Origin of the sequence: Xanthomonas sp. DAR33341 (assembly GCF_003992815.1) — a bacterium.
Lineage (GTDB): Bacteria > Pseudomonadota > Gammaproteobacteria > Xanthomonadales > Xanthomonadaceae > Xanthomonas > Xanthomonas cissicola.
In genome coordinates this window covers 23,553-42,299 of record NZ_QEYV01000020.1, presented here as the reverse complement: position 1 = coordinate 42,299, position 18,747 = coordinate 23,553, and the positions used below count along the sequence as shown (strand labels likewise).

The following is an 18,747-nucleotide window of genomic DNA, read 5'->3' as shown; positions in this document are numbered from 1 at the left end:
CGCAGGCATCGTGCCGACGCTGAGCGAAGGCGAGCGCCTGGTTGCCTGCGTGGAAGGCGATGCGATGGCACTGCCGGTGCGTTAGCCGGCGCCGCGAAGCGCCGGCCGATGTTTCGCCCAAGAACGGTTAAAAACGTGGCAGGCAGCCGTCAGGTGGTTGCAAACCGAGCGCTCAAAACCGAGGGGTCCGAGTGGTGCATGCCGCGGCGGGCACCGGCTGCGCCCGCCTAACGGCTGCATATCGTTTTATTAGCTGCTCGACGCGGCCGCTTCGGCTTTATCGTCCACCACACGCACAACCGGCTGCGATAACGCGTCAACGAAATCCGGCGCCAAGACCAGCTTGCCGAACCAGCCATGCTGGGTGCCGCTGAGCACGCGCAACATGTGCCCGCGTCCGCCCGGCACGCGTCCCATCGGACGCAGCAGCAGGTCGCGGCCTTGTGCCCAGAGATCACGTTCGGACTGGAACAGCGGTGTCAGCCAGCGGCTCCAGCGGTGATAGATCGCCACATGCGCCTGGCGTTCGCGCTGGTAGCGCTGCAAGGCATCGTCCAGATCGGCGCCCGCGCGCAAGGCATCGCGCATCGCCAATGCGTCCAGTAGCGCCATGTTCACGCCCTGCCCCAATTGCGGGCTCATCGCATGCGCGGCATCGCCGGCAAGCACGAAGCGGCCGCGATGCCAGCGCGACACCACCGCATCGCGATAACTCGCGCGTGCCAATGCGCCATGCACCTGCACCGTGGCAAGCCGCGCGTGCGCCTCTGGCCACATCTGCGCCACTTCGTCGCGCCAGGCGGCAATGCCGCGCTGTTCCCACGCAACGAAATCGCTGCACGGCAGGCTCCAGAAAAAACTCAGCCGCGGCGTGTCGTCGCCCGGGCGCGTGCCCACCGGCAACAGGCACCACAGCGCCCCCCATGGATACACGCGATCCAGCTGCGTTCCCTGCGCCTGCGCACGCAACGTGGAGGCCGAGCCATCGGCGGCGATGATCAGGTCGAAGGGACCATGCCATTGCCCGCGTTGATCATGCACGCGCACGCCCGCGTCATCGATCGCGGTGATCTGCGTATCCACATGCAGTTGCGCGTGCTGCGGCCAGGCCTCGCGCAGCACCGTAAACAACGCGCCGCGCTGCATGCCCACACCCATCAGGCGCGATCCAGATCGCGGTACTGCATGTCCATCACCGCACGCCCGCACGGCGTGTCGCCATACAGGCGGCGCACCGGCGCGCCATGCGCCAGCGCCTGCGGCAGCAAGCCCATGTTCCAGAGCACCTGCAGCCCGCTAGGTTGCAGCAGAAAACCGGCGCCCACCGGCCCGGGCGCAGCGGCGCGCTCGAATACCTCCAGTCGATGACCATCGGCGCCCAGCAGCACGGCCAATGCCTGCCCCGCGGTTCCGTAGCCCACTACCGCAATGCGTAATGCTCGTTGCATCGTCCCTGCTCTGTTTGGCTATCGCTGCCCGCGCACAACCGGCGAAAAAAAACCCCGCCGTGGCGGGGTTTTCAACCGCACAATCGAGTCAGATCACTCGACCGGCGTGATGTTCGAAGCCTGGGCACCCTTGGGACCCTGGGTCACGTCATAACTGACGCGCTGGCCTTCCTGCAGGCTGCGGAAGCCCTTGGAATTGATCGCGGAGAAGTGCGCGAAGACATCGGCGCTGCCGTCCTCCGGTGAGATGAAGCCAAATCCCTTGGCGTCGTTGAACCACTTGACGGTACCGTTCGGCATGGTGATGCGAGACCTTTGCAATAATTAATGGGTGGTGTACGGCGGTGCGTACGCGCCGAGTATGCAAAGCTTATGCCCCGATGACAATCACCCGCGTGCAAGTTCGCCGATCAGCTCGGGCAACCCGGACGAAGCGGCATCGACGTTGGCCAACACCTCGGCCATGGTGATTTCCTGCGCGTCGCCGCAACCGGCCGCCCAGTTGGCCACGATCGCCAAACACGCATATTCCAGGCCTTTTTCGCGTGCCAACCCAGCTTCGGGCATGCCAGTCATGCCCACCAGATCGCAGCCGTCGCGACGCATGCGTGCGATCTCTGCAACCGTTTCCAGTCGTGGCCCTTGCGTTGCGCCGTAGCAACCGCCGGCCACCAGCGTGACGCCGGTCACTTTGGCAGCCGCAATGACCTTGCTGCGAAACATCGGCGAATACGGGTGGCCGAAATCCACATGCTTCACCTCGCTGCCGGGCTCTTCGCAGAACGTGGACACGCGGCCCCAGGTGTAATCGATCAACTGATCCGGACACGCCAACACGCGCGGGCCAAACTGTTCGGTGATCCCCCCCACGGTGTTGAGCGCCAGCACCCGCGATGCGCCGATTTGCTGCAGTGCAGCGATGTTTGCGCGGTAATTGACCTTGTGCGGCGGCAGCGAATGCCCTTCGCCATGGCGTGCCAGGAAGGCGACGCGGTGGCCGAGCAGCATGCCGACGCGGATCGGCCCGGACGGCGCGCCGTAGGGCGTTTGTATGTCGTGCGACTGCACATCGTCCAGCTGCGCGAGCTTGTAGACACCCGTGCCGCCGATGACGGCCAATGCGATGGAATTTGCGGACACAACCGACCTCTGCAGCGAAAGACATGATGGGGCGCGCACGCGCGCGCCAAGCTGCCCGCAACGATGCGGGCATGGATTTCGAGCGTTACTGCTTCATCGCATAGATGGCAGGAATGCCGCGTAGCTGCTCGTTGACGTCCATGCCGAAGCCGAACACGTAACGGTCGGGCACTTCCACACCCACGTAGTCGGCCGTCACGCCCGGCACGCAACGGTCGTGCCGCTTGACGGTCAATACCGCCACGCGCACGTCGGTGGCGCCCTGCTCCAGGCACCACTGGCGCACGCCCTGCAGCGTGTAACCCTCGTCGAGAATGTCGTCGACCAGGATCACGCGGCGGCCGAACAGCGCGGTGGCCGGGCGGTGCTTCCACACCAGTTCGCCACCGGTGGTTTCACCGCGGTAACGGGTGGCATGCAGGTAATCGAATTGCAGGTCCTGGCCGCGTGCGCCCAGCTCCAGCGCCAGCTGTCCGGAGAACGGCAGCGCACCGTGCATGATGGTGAGATACACCGGCACTTCGCCGGCGTAGTCGCGTGCGATCGCATCGGCGATGGTGGCAACGGCGGCATCGATGGCCGGACGGTCGACCAGCAGATCGGCTTGGGCCAGGGCCTGGGAAATGGTGAGCGTGGACATCAGGCAGTTGTTCCGAAATGGGCAGAAAGAGGAGTGGTAAATGAGGCATCGGTGCTGGCGAGCAGGCCATCCCAACCTAGCGCGCCGCGGCCGATCAGGCCGATCAATGCGGCGGTATTGAGGCTGCGGCCCTGCACGGCCTGCAGCGATTCGGCGACCAGTTCCGGGTGGCACACCAGCACCACGTCGCAGCCGGCATCCAGATGCGCATGCACCCGACCCGCCACCCCGCCGGCACTGAACGAGGCGGCCATGCCGATGTCGTCGGAAAAGACCACGCCGCGGAAGCCCATCTGGCCGCGCAGGATCTGCTCGATCCAGCGCTGCGAATAGCCGGCCGGCTCCGGGGCGACCTGCGGGTAGACCACGTGCGCCATCATCACGGCGTCGGCGCCGGCCTCGATCCCCGCCACGAACGGCACCAGGTCTTCGGCCTGCAGCACCTCCAGCGGCCGCGGGTCGCTGGCGTGGTCGACATGGGTGTCTTCCAGCACGGTGCCGTGGCCGGGGAAATGCTTGAGCGTGGCGGCCATGCCGGCCCCATGCAGCGCCTGTACATAGGCGCGCGTGAAGGTGGCCACGATCTGCGGCTCATCGCTGAAGGCGCGATCGCCAATGGCCCGGTTGCCGCGGCCCAGGTCCACCACCGGCGCAAAGCTCAGGTCCACACCGCTGGCGCGGACTTCGCTGGCCATCAACTGCGCATGCGCGCGCGCGGCGGCCAGTGCAGCCTCCGGGTCCTGGGCGTATTGCGCACCGAAGCTTTGCAACGGCGCCAGCGCGCTGAATCCTTCGCGAAACCGCTGCACGCGCCCACCTTCCTGGTCCACGCAGATCAGCACCGGGCGCGGCGCGGCGGCGCGAATGGCGGCCGACAGCTCGGCCACCTGGGTGCGCGAGGCGAAGTTGCGCTTGAACAGCACCACGCCGACAACCGCATCGTGCTGCAGCCAATCGCGTTCCTGTGCGCTGAGTTCGGTACCGGCAACGCCGATCAGAAGCATGTTGGGGGACTCTCCCGGGCCAGGCGCCATGGTGGCGCAGCGCGGCATTGTCGCAGATGCGCGTGGCAGCGTCAGATCGCGCATTCAGCTGCGCGCCCCTGAGGGCGCTGCGAGCAGGCTCACAGCACCTCGATGTGGGCCCGCCAATACGCGGCCTGGGCCCGCACCTGTGCCAGCATCTCGGGGGCCATACCGTCGAGCTGACGGTAGGGCAGTGCCAGGCGTTCGTTGGCGCCCAACAGCGGGCGCTGGCGCTGCAGGAAATCCCAGTACAGCGCGTTGTACGGGCACGCGTTCGGCCCGACCCGCTGCTTGCGCTGGTAGCGACAGCCATCGCAATAGTCGCTCATGCGATCGATGTACGCCGCGCCGCTGATATACGGCTTGCTGCCCAGCAGGCCGCCATCGGCGAACTGGCTCATGCCCACCGTATTGGGCAGCTCCACCCACTCGAAGGCATCGATGTACACGCCAAGGTACCAGCGGTGCAGGGCCTGCGGGTCCAGCCCCGCCAGCAGCGCAAAATTGCCGATCACCATCAGCCGTTGGATGTGATGCGCATGCGCGTTAGCCAAGGAATTGCCGACCGCATCGGCCAGGCAGCGCATGCCGATCTGCCCGTCCCAGAACCAGTGCGGCAGCGGTGCATGCTGGTCGAGATGATTCGATTCCGCGTAGCCGGGCATCTGCGACCAATACACACCGCGCACATATTCGCGCCAGCCCAGAATCTGCCGGATGAAGCCTTCCACCGCCGCCAACGGCGCATGCCCTTGCCGCCATGCCGCCTCGGCGCGCGCGATCACTTCGCGCGGATGCAGCATCTTGACGTTGAGCGCGAACGAGAGCAGCGAATGGAACAGGCGCGGGCTACGCGTGCTCATCGCATCCTCGTAGCGGCCGAAATCGGGCAATGCATGCGCGATGAAAACCTCCAGATGCTGCAAGGCCTCATCGCGATCCAGCGGCCATGGCAGGGCTTGCGCGTTCGGTGCGCCAAAACTGCGCACGCCGGCGGCTTCGATCGTGTGCCATACCGCGCTGTGATCGTGAGTCGTGCGCCAATCCTGTGGCGCAGGCGGGTCGCCCGGCCACGGCGCACGATTGTCGTGATCGAAGTTCCAGCGCCCACCTTCCGGTTCGCCGGCAGCATCGAGCAGGATCCGATGCTGCCGCCGCATACGCCGATAAAACACTTCCATGCGCCATGGGCTGCCGGTAGAAAAACAGGCGGCGACCTCATTGCGCGCGGTCAGAAAATGTTCGCTGTCGACCATGCGCGTGGCAAAGGGTTGCGCGGCGCTCCAATGCTGTAGTGCTTCGTCCAGCCGCCATTCGTCCGGGGCCTGGTATTCCAGATCTCCGGCACGGTAATGCGCCATCAGCGCCTCGAGGTTATGCGGGATCGACTGCCGGTTGCTGGCGTTGTCGATCGTCACATAGCGCACCCGATGCCCGGCACGCCGCAAGCCCGCAGCGAACGCGCGCATGGCCGCGAAGATCGCCAGGACCTTCTGCGCGTGATGCAGCACGTAGTCGGTTTCCTGCCGCACTTCCATCAACACATAGACCACGCCCGCATCGCGCGTCGCGAACCAGCTGTGTTGCGCATTGAGCTGGTCGCCCAGAATCAAACGCAGCGTATGGGCCGGCGTTTGTGGGTTGGTTTGCGCGATAAGTGCGCTGGAATCATGCATCAGAGTGACGCCCGATCATGCCGGATGCGGGGCGCGTCCGGGCCGATGCGGCGCATGGGCACGCCTTGGACCCGAAAAAAATTCGAGTCACCGGGGAAGCATGCACGAACGACTGCCATGACCGCGGTATGGACTTGCACCGCATCACCCTCTGTTCTGCGCTGCTTGGCACAGCGTCAGTCGCAAGCGCTGTGCGGCGCGTCGCCGGCAGACACATGCTGGGCCAACGCCATTCCACTCTGCCATGCCCCCTCCACCTTGCCGCCTGCCAACCAGTCGCCACACATGCCCATGCCAAGCTGCGCGTCCCAGACGCAACCGATCTGCAACGCGGGGGCGCTGCTGGCGACTTTCCAGAAAAAAGCATCGCAGGACCGCGGTATCGGCAAACCGAGCGCCGCAAGCTCCGGCACGAGGCTGGCGATGACGTGCCCAGGCATGGCATCGCAATGCGCCTGGCTCCACTCGGCTGTTGCATGCAGCAGCCAGGTCTCCGCACCCGCACGCGCGGGCTTGCTGGAGTTGCGCGCCACCCAGCGTAACGCGCCGGCATTGACGAACAGCGCGTCGTAACCTGGATCGATTGGCGCATCGAAGCGCGCCATCACCGCCCATGCAGGCTGCATGCGCACCTGCTCGGCAATCGTCCGCAACGCAGGCGCGGCCTGCGCGACTAACGCAGCCGCATTCGGTGCCGGGACGGCCAGCAGCACCGTGTCGAACAGAGGCTCTGCAGCGCCTTGCGACACCGATACGCGCCATCCCTGCCGGCTGCGCCGCAGCGCGTGCACCTCGGCACACAGACGCACATCCAACTGCGCGGCAAGCGTACGCGCCGGCGCGGGCATCTCGGGAACACCTACATAACGCGTCAGCGCGCTCTGTGATCGGCGCAACCGCGTGCCGTCCCAGCTTGCGATACGTGCCTGCCAGGGCGCGGCGATCCCGGCATCGATCCAGGCATCCACGACCGCTGCAAATGCAGGATCGCGCGCGGTGAAATACTGCGCTCCGTGATCGCATTGCCACTGCTCGGCGCTGTAGTGGCGCATGCGGCCACCCGGGGTCTGGGCCTGATCGAACACCGTCACCGCATGGCCGCCCGCCTGCAGCTGCTGCGCGCAGACCAGCCCGGCCATCCCGGCGCCGATCACGGCGATCGTCTGCACGCGGTCGGGCGGTGTCATGCCATCGCGCAGGTGCCGGTGCATGCGGCAGGCATGCGTCACACCGCGCAGCCGTCGGGCCCGCAGGCATCAGGGCCGCCGACTGGCGTCGATTCGGCCGCCAACTGCAGCAGCGCCTGCGCAAAACTTTCCGGCGGCTGCGCGCCCTGGATCAGCGCACGACCGTCGATCACAAAACTGGGCACTGCGCGGATGCCCAACGCGGCCGCCTGCGCCAGCTGCGCTTGTACCTCGACGCTGCCTTCGTCCGATTCCAGCATCGCCTGCACACGGGCCGCCGCAAGGCCGCCGGCCGCACCGGCACGCACCAGCGTGTCGGTCGCGCCGACGTTACGGCCTTCGGCAAAATGCGCATGGAACAGCGCTTCCATGACCGCATCCACATCGCCCTCGTGGCTGGCCAGCCAGATCAAACGATGCGCACGCAGCGTGCTGACCTGCACCTGCCCACGGCCAAAATCCAGCGGCAAGCCCTCCGCCTGCGCAGTGGCCTGGGTCTGCGCCAGGATCTGCTCGACCCGTGCCGTACCGCCGAACTTCAGCGCCAGCGCCTCGCGCAATGGCGTCGGCTCCAGGCCGGCATCCGGATCAAGCTGGAACGCGTGGTAGTGAATATCCAGGGCCGGCGCCTGCGCACCAAGCGCCGCGAGGGCGGCCTGGAAACGGCGTTTGCCGATCCAGCACCAGGGGCACACTACGTCGGACCAGATGTCGATGCGCATGAGCTGGGGTTCGTTCGTGGTGATTTGGGATTGGCAGAGCATAGACGGGATTCTGCAATCGCAAAGCGTTTGCCACTGCTGAAATTGGGGAGCGATGATGTCGCGCTGCAAAGCGACCTGGTGCCGCGCATCATCTGTTCTTGCGAATCACCCACTGCACCTCCCGCATCAGGCCTCCAAGGCGCCGAGCCGCGTGCCCGCCTTTACGAGTGCCAAATTCCGAATCACAAATCCCCGTTCCACTGCTTGAACGGATGCGAGGCCAACGCCAGGTTGTAATAGCGCACGTCGTCGGTGACTTCGGTCCCGAGCCATTCCGGTGTGGCGAATGCTTCGTCGGGGCGTTCGAGTTCGATCTCGGCCACGATCAGACCGGCGTTGTCGCCGAGGAATTCGTCCACTTCCCACACATGGCCCTGGTAGGCGACCAGATGCCGGCGTTTGTCGATCAGGCCGCCTACGCACAGCGCCAGCAATGCGCGTGCATCGGCAAGTGGAATCGGATATTCGAACTCCTGCCGCGTATGCCCCACTTCGCGCGATTTCAGATTGAGAAATGCGCTTTCGCCCTGAATGCGCACCCGTACCGAGGCATGCTGCGTGCCGCTGCGCAGCGCCGCCTGGTCGTTGATATAGCCCTGCGCCATCGGAATCACCGCATGCGCGGCGTCGCGCCAGCCATCGCCGGTGACCAGGAATTTGCGTTCGATTTCTGTGGGCATGGGAATCGGGAATCGGGAATCGGGAATCGGGAATCGGGAATCGGGAATGGCAAAAGCATAAGCCGTTCGCCGTTACGATTCCCTACTGCCTACTCCCGATTCACCGCCTCTCAAACACCGCAATGCTTTCCACGTGCGCGGTGTGCGGGAACATGTCCATCGCGCCCGCCGAGACCAGCGTGAAGCCCTGCTCGTTGACCAGATAACCGGCGTCGCGCGCCAGCGAGCCAGGATGGCAGCTCACATAGACGATGCGCTGGAACGTCTTCAACGGCAACTGCTGCAGCACTTCCAGGGCGCCCGAGCGCAGCGGGTCCAGCAGCAGCTTGTCGAAGCCCTGGCGCATCCAGGGTGCGCTGCGCTGATCCTGGGTCAGGTCGGCGGCGTAGAACTGCGCATTGTCCAGGCCATTGCGCTGGGCGTTCTCCTTCGCCCGTGCCACAAGTCCGGCGTCGCCTTCCACACCCACCACTTCGCGCACTACGCGCGCCAGCGGCAGGGTGAAGTTGCCCAGGCCGCAGAACAGGTCCAGCACGCGGTCGTCGGGCTTGGCCTCCAACAGCGCGACTGCATGCGCGATCATCTTCTGATTGAGCGACGCGTTGACCTGAATAAAGTCCAGCGGCCGGAACGCCAGTTCCACATCCCACTGCGGCAAGCGGAACGATAGCGGCACTTCCTGCGGCCACAGCGGCTGCACGCTGTCCACCCCGCCGGGCTGCAGAAAAATCGCAAAGCCGTGCTCCTGGGCAAATGTGATCCAGGCCTGGCGGTCGCGTTCGCTGAGCGGCTGCATATGCCGAATGGTCAAGGCCACCGCATCGTCGCCGGCGATGAATTCGATCTGCGGAATGTCGCGCTTGCCATCCATGCCTTCGATCAGCGCGGCAAGCAAGGGGATCTTCTCGCCGATCTGCGGAATCACCGTGTAGCAAACGGACAGATCGGCCACGAACCGCGGGTCGAGCTCACGAAAGCCGACCAAGGTCTTGTCCTTCTTCTCGACACGACGCACCGAGAACCTGCCTTTGCGCCGGTACCCCCAGTTGTCTCCGGTCAGCGCAGGCAGCACGGCTTGCGGAGTGACATGACCGATACGCTCCAGGTTATCCATCAGTACGCGCTGTTTGGCCACGATCTGCTGCGATTCCTCCAGATGCTGCAACACACAGCCTGCGCAGACGCCAAAGTGCGGGCAGCGCGGGGAGACCCGCTGCGGCGATGCCTCCAGCACCCCCACGGTCTTGGCCTCATCGAAATGCCGGCTACGGGCGGTGGGTTCGGCGCGCACCAACTCGCCCGGCAAGGCGCCGCTGATGAAGGTGACCTTGCCGCCCTCGCCGTCGCGGCGGGCGACCCCGCGGCCGTCATGGCTCAGGTCGGTGACCGCGGTCTGGAAGGGGGTTCGGTCGAGACGGTTTCTGGTTCTGGCCACGTGGCGACAAGCTGCGGGCAAAAAGGGTGCGTATTGTCGCAGATGCGATCGACGGAGGCCGCGCCGGTCAGCGCAACAATTGTCGCGCTCCACAAACACAGGCAAACTCCCGCTGCGCGCGACAAATCAGGACGCGGCATCGCTGACAAGGAGGCAGCATGAACATGGCCACACGCCAGGAACCCCACCCACGCCTACTGCTGGTGGAAGACGACCCGATCAGCCGCGGATTCTTACAGGCTGTCCTTGAAAGTCTCCCGGCCACGGTCGACTGTGCCGATTCCCTTTCTTCCGCACTCGACCGCGCGCGCGAACGTCGCCATGACCTCTGGCTGATCGACGTCAACCTCCCCGATGGCACCGGTAGCGGTCTGCTGCGTGCATTGCGCCTGCTGCACCCGGACGTGCCGGCACTGGCGCACACCGCCGACGCGACCATGTCGATGCAGAACAGCTTGCAGTCCGACGGGTTTCTGGAAATGCTGGTCAAACCGCTGACCTCCGAGCGCCTGCTGCAGGCGGTGCGGCGCGGCCTGGCACGCGGTCGCTACAGCGTGGCCCCGGTGGGCGTGCTGGACATCGCCGCCAGCGACTGGGACGAGACCGCTGCGCTGAGTGCGCTCAACGGCCAGCAGCATCATCTCAATGCCCTGCGCGAACTGTTCCTGGCCGAGCTGCCGAGTACACGGGATGCGGTGGATTCGGCCTTGCAGATCAGCGACGAGCAGGCTTTACGCAGCCATCTTCATCGGTTGCAAGCCAGCTGCGGCTTCGTCGGCGCGGCACGGCTTGCCGGCGCAGTGCGCCTGCTGCGCGGCGACCCGCACTCGCGCACCGCACGCACCCAATTCCATGCGGCGGTGGCTGCGTTGTTGCATTGAGCGAACCCATCGCAGCGCCTCCTGCCTGACGAGATGCGCAAGACGCGGGCGTCGGTGCGCGTCCGGCTCGCCGCCATGGTCGATGTATCGCCGTTTTGCTGATCGAGCTGCGTATTGCAGATAGCACCGTCTCCACTTGCAGGCGCTTGACTGCCTGGACGAGCTCCGGGCTCGACGCAGGGCGCCTGCATTTGCTGCTCGCCCGGTCCACATCGGAGAACGAGAGTGGCGGTCGTTGTCGGGTGCATGCCGAAGGGCTTTCGGAACCGACCGGCAAGGTGCTGTCTGTCGGTTCCGAGCACCCGCTTCGCTCAATTCGCTGCTGGGTCGTGGTATCGCCGGCCGCAGCTGGACTTTTGCCGGCGCAATCGCGCATGCGCGTCCAGCGCTCCGCGCCATCAACGACGGCGCGCGAGATCCTCGAGCATTTCCCAGGATTTCAGGCCACGCCCGCCCAGATGATGCAGCAGCACGCCGCGCATGCTGCGCCGCAGGCCGGGCATGTCGTCCGCGTCCGGCATGACGTCTTGGCCCAGCGCCAGCAGCGCCGCACCGGTGACGGTTTCGCGGCGATCCTGAGCTAGCCGTTCGCTCAACACGCGCAAGGCGCCGTCCTGCGGATCCAGCCGATATCGTGCTGCCGGGTCGATCGGTTGCCCCTCGCTGTCGTGCTGCAGATCGAAAGCGAACCCCAGCCCCTCCAGCACGTCGCGCTCGAACCGGCGCAGACCCCACGCCAACGGCAGATCGGAGGCCAGGTGGCGACGTGCCTGCGCATAACAGGCATAGAGTTCGGGCACTGGATCGTGACGCGGCGCCAGGCGCAGCAACAATTCGCTGATGTAGAAACCGGCCAGCATGGTGTCGCCGGCTAGCCGCGGCGCGGTATCCAGGGCTTCGGCCTGGCGCAGTTGGGCCAGCTCGCCGCGCTGCACGGCACTGAACTGGATCAGCTGCAAGGGCTGCAAAGCCGCGCGCAGCGCCTGCTTGCGCGGCCCCTGCACACCGCGCGCCAGCAGCCCCACCCGCCCGTGTTGCTCGGTCAGCACTTCCACCAGCAGGCTGGTCTCGCGCCAGGCCCGTACATGCAGCACGAACCCGCGCTCGTGCTCGATCAGCATAAGAGGGAAAGCCGGGATTGGGGATCCGGGACCGGGGACCCTGGAAAAGCGCCGGATCGGCCGTCGAAGTGCCGCGCGGCGCGGCGATTGAGCGCCGAGCCAATGCCGTCAGCGCAGCACCCAAATCTGAAAAAAACGAAAAAACCTCTCCTCGACAGCATGCCGACCAAAAGCCTGACCCAGCTTTTTTTTCCGGGTCCCCGGTCCCGGGTCCCGGGTCCCGGCCTTCCCGGCCTCATTCGTACCCGAACGCCTTCAGCGCCGCCTCGTCGTCCGACCAGCCTTCGCGCACGCGCACCCAGGTTTCCAGGAACACCTTGGCACCGAACAGGCGCTCCATCTGCAGGCGCGCCTTGCCGCCAATTTCTTTCAACCGGGTGCCGCCCTTGCCGATCACGATCGCCTTCTGGCCTTCGCGCTCGACCCAGATCACCGCACCGATGCGCAGCAGCGCGCCATCTTCGGCGAAACGCTCGATCTCAACGGTGGTGGCATACGGCAGCTCTTCGCCGAGCTGACGCATCAGCTGCTCCCGCACCAGTTCGCCGGCCAAAAAGCGCTGACTGCGGTCGGTGATCTCGTCTTCGCCGAACATCGCCTCGGCTTCGGGCACCAGCTTGAGCAGGTCGCCGACCAACGCGTCCAGGCCCTTGCGCTTGAGCGCGGACACCGGATGCACGGCGGCGAAGGTGCGCCCCTCGCTGACCTGGGCCAGGAACGGGAACAGCGCGGTCTTGTCCTTGAGCCGGTCGACCTTGTTCACCACCAGCACCACCGGCACGCCGGCGTCGCTGAGCACGCGAAACGCCAGCGTGTCTTCCTCGTCCCAGCGGCCGGCTTCGATCACCAGGACCGCCGCGTCCACCCCCTCGAGCGAGCCGCGCGCAGCGCGATTCATCACCCGGTTCATTGCGCGCTTCTGCTCGCGGTGCAATCCCGGGGTATCGACCAGCACCAGCTGTCCTTCCGGGAAGGTGGCGATGCCCAGCAACCGATGGCGCGTGGTCTGCGGCCGGTTGGAGACGATGCTGACCTTCGCGCCGACCAGGGCGTTGGTCAGGGTGGACTTGCCGACGTTGGGCCGGCCGATCACCGCAACGCTACCGCTGCGGTGAGGGGAAGTGATTTCGCTCACGTGTTTGAATCCAGTTGTGCGATGACAAGAGTCGCCGCCTGTTGCTCTGCGAGGCGACGCGAGGTGCCCTGGCCCTCGGCGCGGGCAACGGGCTGCTCCAGAATGCAGGCGACGTGGAACTGCTTGGCATGCTCGTCGCCGCTCTCGCTGATCAGCGCGTAAGTGGGCAGCGGCAGCTGGCGCGCCTGCAGCCATTCCTGCAGCCGGGTCTTGGGATCCTTCTCTGCCTTGCCCACCGGCAATGCCGCCAGCGAGGCTTCGAACCACGGCAGCACCACCGCACGGCAACGCTCGAAACCGCAGTCCAGGTAGATGGCAGCGACGATCGCTTCGACCGCATCGGCCAGGATCGAATCGCGCCGGTGACCACCGGACTTCAGCTCGCCTGGGCCAAGCGTGAGACGTTCGCCCAGATTGAGCGTACGCCCGATGACTGCCAGCGCACCTTCGCGTACGAGCTCGGCACGTGCACGGGTCAATGCGCCTTCATCGGCCTTGGGCCACCGGTGATACAGCGCCTCGGCGATCAGCAGGTTGACGATGCCGTCGCCGAGAAATTCCAGTCGCTCGTTGTGCGGCGTCCCGGCGCTGCGATGCCGCAGCGCCTGGGCGAGCAGAGCCGGATCGGCGAATGCGTGCCCGATCGGATCACCGCGTTGGAAGGTTCTATTCGACACCGCGCTTCGTCAGATCCTGTGCCGTATCGAACTTGCCGACCACATCCAGATTGCCAACCAGCTCGCGGCGGACTTCGTAATTGACCTTCATGCGCCAGCCGCCTTCGATCCGCTCGAACTTGACGTCTTCTTTTTTGACGTTTTCCGAATAATTGATGTACAGGCGCTTGAAGAACATGTCCTGCAACTTGGACGGATCCATGTCCGAAGTACCTGCCTCATTCGCCAGGCCCTTCATCGACGTACGCACTGCGTAATACTCCTGATACATCGGGAACAGCTTCATCCCGATGTACAGACCGAATCCCACCACCGCCAGCACCACTACGAACGACGTCAACGTCATACCGCTTTGCTTGCGCTTCATTGTGCTTCCCCTGGCACGCCGTGCGTGCATTTACTGGATTCCAGTCCCGATCCGCGATGGATCGAAACTCCCCTTGCAGAACCATCCTTCGCAATTGAGCCAGATCAGGAACGCCTTGCCGCGCAGATTGGCTTCCGGCAGAAAGTGCGTTTGGGTCCAGAACCGGCTGTCCTCGCTGTTGTCGCGATTATCCCCCATCACGAAATAGCTGTCCGCCGGCACGGTCCAGTCGCCCTGCCCGGCCGGCATGTTGCGGTCCAGCCATTCCAGCACGGTATGCGTGCGGCCCGGCAGATCCTCGACCAGCAGCGTGGTGCCGGTCATCTCGGCGCCCTTGCCCTTGCCGATGTACTCGCCCTTGACCGTGTAATGCATCGGCTTGTCGTTGATGTACAGCGTATCGCCGTGGAAGCCGATCTTGTCGCCCGGCAGGCCCACCACGCGCTTGATCCAGTTCTGGTCCGGCGCGTGCGGCGGCTTGAACACCACCACGTCGCCGCGCTTGGGCTCGCCGGTGGGAATGAACTTGGTATTGGTGATCGGCAGGCGGAAACCGTAGGCGAACTTGTTGACCAGGATGAAATCGCCGATCAGCAGGTTGGGCATCATCGAACTGGACGGAATCTTGTACGGCTCGGCCACGAAGCTGCGCAGGATCAGCACCACCGCCAGCACCGGGAAAAAGGCGCGCGAGTAATCGACGATCGCCGGCTCGCTGTCCAGCAACCCGGCACGCGCCGCACGCCGCTTGGCCAGAAACAGCTTGTCCAGCAGCCAGATGAAGCCGCTGCCCAGCGTCAGGACAACCAGGATGATTTCAAACCATTTCATTGATGTTCCTTCGGAAAGGGAATCGAGAATCGCGAATGGGGAATAGGAACAGCAGGAGCACGCAGGCTCTTACGATTCCCGATTCCCGATTCACCATTCCCTGCTACTTGTCCATCTGCAGGACAGCCAGGAAGGCCTCCTGCGGAATCTCCACGCGGCCGACCTGCTTCATGCGTTTCTTGCCTTCTTTCTGCTTTTCCAGCAGCTTCTTCTTGCGCGAAACGTCGCCACCATAGCACTTGGCCAGCACGTTCTTGCGCATCGCCTTGACCGTGGAGCGCGAGATGATCTGCGAGCCGATCGCGGCCTGGATCGCCACGTCGAACATCTGCCGGGGGATCAGGTCTTTCATCTTTTCGCACAGCTCGCGGCCGCGACGATCGGCGTGGCTGCGGTGCACGATCAACGACAACGCATCGACCTTGTCGCCGTTGATCAGCACGTCCACGCGCACGAACGGGCCGGCGTCGAAACGCACGAAGTGGTAATCCAGCGAGGCATAGCCACGGCTGACCGACTTGAGCTTGTCGAAGAAATCCAGCACCACCTCGGCCATCGGCAGCTCGTAGCTGATCTGCACCTGGCTGCCCAGGTAGTTGATGCCGATCTGGGTGCCGCGCTTTTCCTCGCACAGCTTGATGATGTTGCCGATGTACTCCTCGGGCGTGAGGACGTTGGCGCGAATGATGGGCTCGCGGATTTCCTGCACCAGGTTCAACTGCGGCAACTTGGCCGGGTTGTCCATGTTGATGACCGTGCCATCGGTCTTGAGCACTTCATACACCACGGTCGGTGCGGTGCTGATCAGATCCAGGTTGTACTCGCGCTCCAGGCGCTCCTGCACGATTTCCATGTGCAGCATGCCCAAAAAGCCGCAGCGGAAGCCGAAGCCCATCGCTTCGGAGCTTTCCGGCTCGAAGCGCAGCGCGGCATCGTTCAGGCGCAACTTGTCCAACGCTTCGCGCAGATCCGGGTAATCCTCGGCATCGACCGGGAACAGGCCGGCGAACACGCGCGGCTGCATTTCCTGGAAGCCGGGCAATGCATGCGGCGCCGGATCGCCGGCCAGGGTCAGGGTGTCGCCGACCGGTGCGCCGTGCACGTCCTTGATGGACGCGTTGATCCAGCCCACCTCGCCGGCGCCGAGCGCTGGCAGTTCCTTACGCTTGGGGGTGAACACGCCGACCTTGTCGACCAGATGGGTGCGCCCGGTGGACATCACCAGGATCTTGCTGCCGGGCTTGATCTCGCCCTGCATCACGCGCACCAGCGAGACCACGCCCAGGTAGTTGTCGAACCAGGAATCGATGATCAGCGCCTGCAGCTTGTCGGTGTCGCGCGGCTTGGGCGGCGGGATGCGATGCACGATCGCTTCCAGCACCAGATCGATGTTCAGACCGGTCTTGGCGCTCACCGCCACCGCGTCTTCGGCATCGATGCCGATCACCGCTTCGATCTCGGCCTTGGCGCGGTCGACATCGGCCGTGGGCAGGTCGATCTTGTTGAGCACCGGCACCACTTCCAGCCCCTGCTCCACCGCGGTGTAGCAGTTGGCCACCGACTGCGCTTCCACGCCCTGCGCCGCATCCACCACCAGCAGCGCACCTTCGCACGCAGCCAGCGAGCGGCTGACTTCATAGGAGAAGTCGACGTGCCCGGGGGTGTCGATGAAATTCAGGTGGTAGGTCTGCCCGTCCTTTGCCGTGTATGGCAGGGACACCGACTGCGCCTTGATGGTGATGCCGCGTTCGCGCTCGATCGGGTTGGAGTCGAGCACCTGGGCCTCCATCTCGCGCGCCTGCAGGCCGCCGCACAGCTGGATGATGCGGTCGGCCAGGGTGGATTTGCCGTGGTCGACGTGGGCAATGATGGAGAAATTGCGGATGTTCCGCATTGAATCAGAGGACATTGAGGTGGGCGCCGGCGCAGCCGTCGTCAGGGTAACGCAGCATTATCGCACGGCCGACCCCTCTGGGGCCGGGAATTGGGAATCGGGAGTGAGGAATCGGAAAAGCCAGGCGTGCTCCCGTATCGCGGAGCCGCTCTTGCCATTCCCGATTCCCGATTCTCCATTCCCTGCGTTAGCCGCCGGCCTTCAAGGCCACGTAGCTGGTCGCCTTGCCGTCGGTCACCAGCAGCATGACCACGTCGCCCTTCTTGTAGCTGGACAGGGCGCGGTTGAGCTCGGCGACGCTGCCGACCTTGGTCCGGCCCACGCGGGCGATGATCAGCCCCGGCGACAGCGGCGGCTGGGTGCTGCGTGCCGCCGCGCCCGTGACCGCGGCAATACGCACACCCTCGCCCACTTCCAGGCCCAGGCGGCTGCGTTCGGCGGCGGTCAGGTCGGCGACTTGCAGGCCGAGCAATTCCACGCTGGCCGGCGCGCCGGGCTTGGCCTCCTCGGCGGCGGTGCGCGGCGCGGCGTTCCCGGTGCCGTCCTGCAACGGTGCCAGGGTGACCGTCACGGTGCGCGGCTTGCCGTCGCGCAAGACCTCCAGGGTCACCTTGGTACCAGGCGCCATCAGCCCGATCATTGGCGGCAGATCGCTGGCGACATCGATCGACTTGCCGTTCACCGCCCGGATCACATCGCCCACCTCGATGCCGGCCTTGGCCGCCGGGCTACCGGCCGGGATATCGTTGACCAGGGCACCACGGCTATCCGGCAAGCCCAGGCCTTGCGCCTTGAGCGAGTCGATCGGGCCGACCGCCACGCCCAGCATGCCGCGACTCACGTGGCCGGTGGCCTTGATCTGCTCGGCCGCGCTGAAGGCCAGGTCGATCGGGATCGCGAAACTGATGCCCATGTAGCCACCGGACGCGGAGAAGATCTGCGAATTGATGCCGACCACTTCGCCACGCGTATTGAGCAGCGGGCCGCCGGAATTACCCTGGTTGATCGCCACGTCGGTCTGGATGAAGGGCACGTAGCGCTGGTCGGCGTACGGATTGCTGCGGCCGGTGGCGCTGACGATGCCGGCGGTGACCGAGTGATCCAGGCCGAACGGCGAGCCGATCGCCACCACCCACTGCCCCGGCTTGAGCGTGTTGGAATCGCCCAGGCGCACGGTCGGCAGGCCCTTGGCCTCGATCTTCAGCAGCGCCACGTCGTATTGCTCGTCGCTACCCACCACCTTGGCCTTGAACTCGCGGCGGTCGGTGAGCTTGACGGTCACCTCGCTGGCGCCATCGACCACGTGATGATTGGTCAGGACGTAGCCGTCGGCCGAGATGATGAAGCCCGAGCCCATCGACTTGCCGGCGATGCCGCCGTCGTCATCGCCGCCACCGGGCCCCTGCCGCGGACCGCCCGGCATCTGGAAGTCCGGCCCGAAAAAGCGTCGGAAGAATTCCGGCATCTGATCGTCATCCGGCATCGCACCACCGCCACGACCACCCGGGCCACTGCGCTGCTGACGCGCCATGGCATCCTTGCGGGTAATGGTGGTTTCGATATTGACCACACCCGGGCCGACCTGCTCGACCAGATTGGTGAAGTCCGGCAGCCCCGCCACCAGCTGCGGCGCTGGCGTTGCACTGCGATTGGCAGCAATCGGGGCGAGGTCCTTGGCAGCGGGTGCGGGCTGCTGCGCGCAGGCGGCCAGCGGCAGGGTCATGGCGATCAGGCCGAACATCTGGGTGCGGATGCGATGGTTCATCAGGTTGCCTCCGATGGCAGGGCGACAGGAGCCAGAACCCGCGTAGCAACACGGGCCCGGCACGATAATGGGAGGGAGATA

Annotated in this window: 17 protein-coding genes and 2 pseudogenes; 2 read left to right on the top strand and 17 right to left on the bottom strand. The window is 65.2% G+C overall.

The window, feature by feature from the left end; genetic code table 11:
* Positions 1–85, top strand: a pseudogene (locus EO156_RS07770) (phosphoesterase); the annotation flags it as partial.
* Between the two features lie 164 nt (positions 86–249).
* Here the strand turns inward: EO156_RS07770 and EO156_RS07765 are convergent.
* The 10 genes and pseudogenes from EO156_RS07765 to rlmD form a co-directional block, all read right to left on the bottom strand.
* Positions 250–1,448, bottom strand: a pseudogene (locus tag EO156_RS07765) (NAD(P)/FAD-dependent oxidoreductase).
* Between the two features lie 93 nt (positions 1,449–1,541).
* On the bottom strand, positions 1,542–1,748 hold the full coding sequence (locus EO156_RS07760) for a cold-shock protein (RefSeq protein ID WP_003488188.1): 207 nt from the start codon (positions 1,746–1,748) through the stop codon (positions 1,542–1,544).
* Positions 1,749–1,835: 87 nt separating this feature from the next.
* The gene (locus EO156_RS07755; RefSeq protein ID WP_016850785.1) at positions 1,836–2,588 is read right to left on the bottom strand and encodes an S-methyl-5'-thioinosine phosphorylase; all 753 of its coding nucleotides are present in this window, start codon (positions 2,586–2,588) and stop codon (positions 1,836–1,838) included.
* 85 nt (positions 2,589–2,673) lie between these two features.
* The gene (locus tag EO156_RS07750) at positions 2,674–3,228 is read right to left on the bottom strand and encodes a hypoxanthine-guanine phosphoribosyltransferase (protein WP_003488192.1); all 555 of its coding nucleotides are present in this window, start codon (positions 3,226–3,228) and stop codon (positions 2,674–2,676) included.
* Entirely contained in the window at positions 3,228–4,232 is a 1,005-nt protein-coding gene (gene nagZ, locus EO156_RS07745) for a beta-N-acetylhexosaminidase (protein ID WP_026007163.1), read from the bottom strand. Before nagZ ends, EO156_RS07750 begins: the two co-directional genes overlap by 1 nt.
* A 119-nt stretch (positions 4,233–4,351) precedes the next feature.
* Positions 4,352–5,929 carry a cryptochrome/photolyase family protein gene (locus tag EO156_RS07740; protein ID WP_026007162.1) on the bottom strand — a complete coding sequence of 526 codons (1,578 nt, stop codon included), beginning with the start codon at positions 5,927–5,929 and terminating at the stop codon, positions 4,352–4,354.
* A gap of 176 nt (positions 5,930–6,105) precedes the next feature.
* A complete protein-coding gene (locus tag EO156_RS07735) occupies positions 6,106–7,140 on the bottom strand; it encodes an FAD-dependent oxidoreductase (protein WP_026007161.1) in 1,035 nt (344 codons plus the stop codon).
* Positions 7,141–7,154: 14 nt separating this feature from the next.
* The gene (locus tag EO156_RS07730) at positions 7,155–7,838 is read right to left on the bottom strand and encodes a DsbA family oxidoreductase (RefSeq protein WP_005934166.1); all 684 of its coding nucleotides are present in this window, start codon (positions 7,836–7,838) and stop codon (positions 7,155–7,157) included.
* 224 nt (positions 7,839–8,062) lie between these two features.
* On the bottom strand, positions 8,063–8,560 hold the full coding sequence (locus tag EO156_RS07725) for a CYTH domain-containing protein (protein ID WP_003488202.1): 498 nt from the start codon (positions 8,558–8,560) through the stop codon (positions 8,063–8,065).
* Between the two features lie 100 nt (positions 8,561–8,660).
* A complete protein-coding gene (gene rlmD, locus EO156_RS07715; protein ID WP_016850782.1) occupies positions 8,661–9,995 on the bottom strand; it encodes a 23S rRNA (uracil(1939)-C(5))-methyltransferase RlmD in 1,335 nt (444 codons plus the stop codon).
* A gap of 158 nt (positions 9,996–10,153) precedes the next feature.
* Between rlmD and EO156_RS07710 the strand changes: the two genes are divergently transcribed.
* The gene (locus EO156_RS07710; protein ID WP_003488206.1) at positions 10,154–10,876 is read left to right on the top strand and encodes a response regulator; all 723 of its coding nucleotides are present in this window, start codon (positions 10,154–10,156) and stop codon (positions 10,874–10,876) included.
* Between the two features lie 398 nt (positions 10,877–11,274).
* On the opposite strand, the gene recO is transcribed toward EO156_RS07710, so the two are convergent.
* The 7 genes from recO to EO156_RS07675 form a co-directional block, all read right to left on the bottom strand.
* Positions 11,275–11,997, bottom strand: a complete 723-nt coding sequence (recO, locus tag EO156_RS07705; protein WP_005911580.1) for a DNA repair protein RecO — start codon at positions 11,995–11,997, stop codon at positions 11,275–11,277.
* Between the two features lie 235 nt (positions 11,998–12,232).
* Positions 12,233–13,132 (bottom strand): GTPase Era, encoded by a 900-nt coding sequence (gene era / locus EO156_RS07700; RefSeq protein WP_003488210.1) that lies wholly within the window; start codon positions 13,130–13,132, stop codon positions 12,233–12,235.
* Positions 13,129–13,809 (bottom strand): ribonuclease III, encoded by a 681-nt coding sequence (gene rnc / locus EO156_RS07695; protein WP_003488212.1) that lies wholly within the window; start codon positions 13,807–13,809, stop codon positions 13,129–13,131. Before rnc ends, era begins: the two co-directional genes overlap by 4 nt.
* Positions 13,799–14,206 carry a DUF4845 domain-containing protein gene (locus EO156_RS07690; protein WP_016850781.1) on the bottom strand — a complete coding sequence of 136 codons (408 nt, stop codon included), beginning with the start codon at positions 14,204–14,206 and terminating at the stop codon, positions 13,799–13,801. The genes rnc and EO156_RS07690 overlap by 11 nt, the downstream gene beginning before the upstream one ends.
* Positions 14,207–15,007, bottom strand: coding sequence for a signal peptidase I (gene lepB / locus EO156_RS07685; protein WP_003488217.1), 801 nt, complete (start codon positions 15,005–15,007; stop codon positions 14,207–14,209).
* A 103-nt stretch (positions 15,008–15,110) separates the two neighbouring features.
* Positions 15,111–16,901, bottom strand: a complete 1,791-nt coding sequence (gene lepA / locus EO156_RS07680) for a translation elongation factor 4 (protein ID WP_003488219.1) — start codon at positions 16,899–16,901, stop codon at positions 15,111–15,113.
* Positions 16,902–17,088: 187 nt separating this feature from the next.
* The gene (locus EO156_RS07675; RefSeq protein ID WP_029828418.1) at positions 17,089–18,666 is read right to left on the bottom strand and encodes a DegQ family serine endoprotease; all 1,578 of its coding nucleotides are present in this window, start codon (positions 18,664–18,666) and stop codon (positions 17,089–17,091) included.
* Positions 18,667–18,747: the final 81 nt, after the last annotated feature.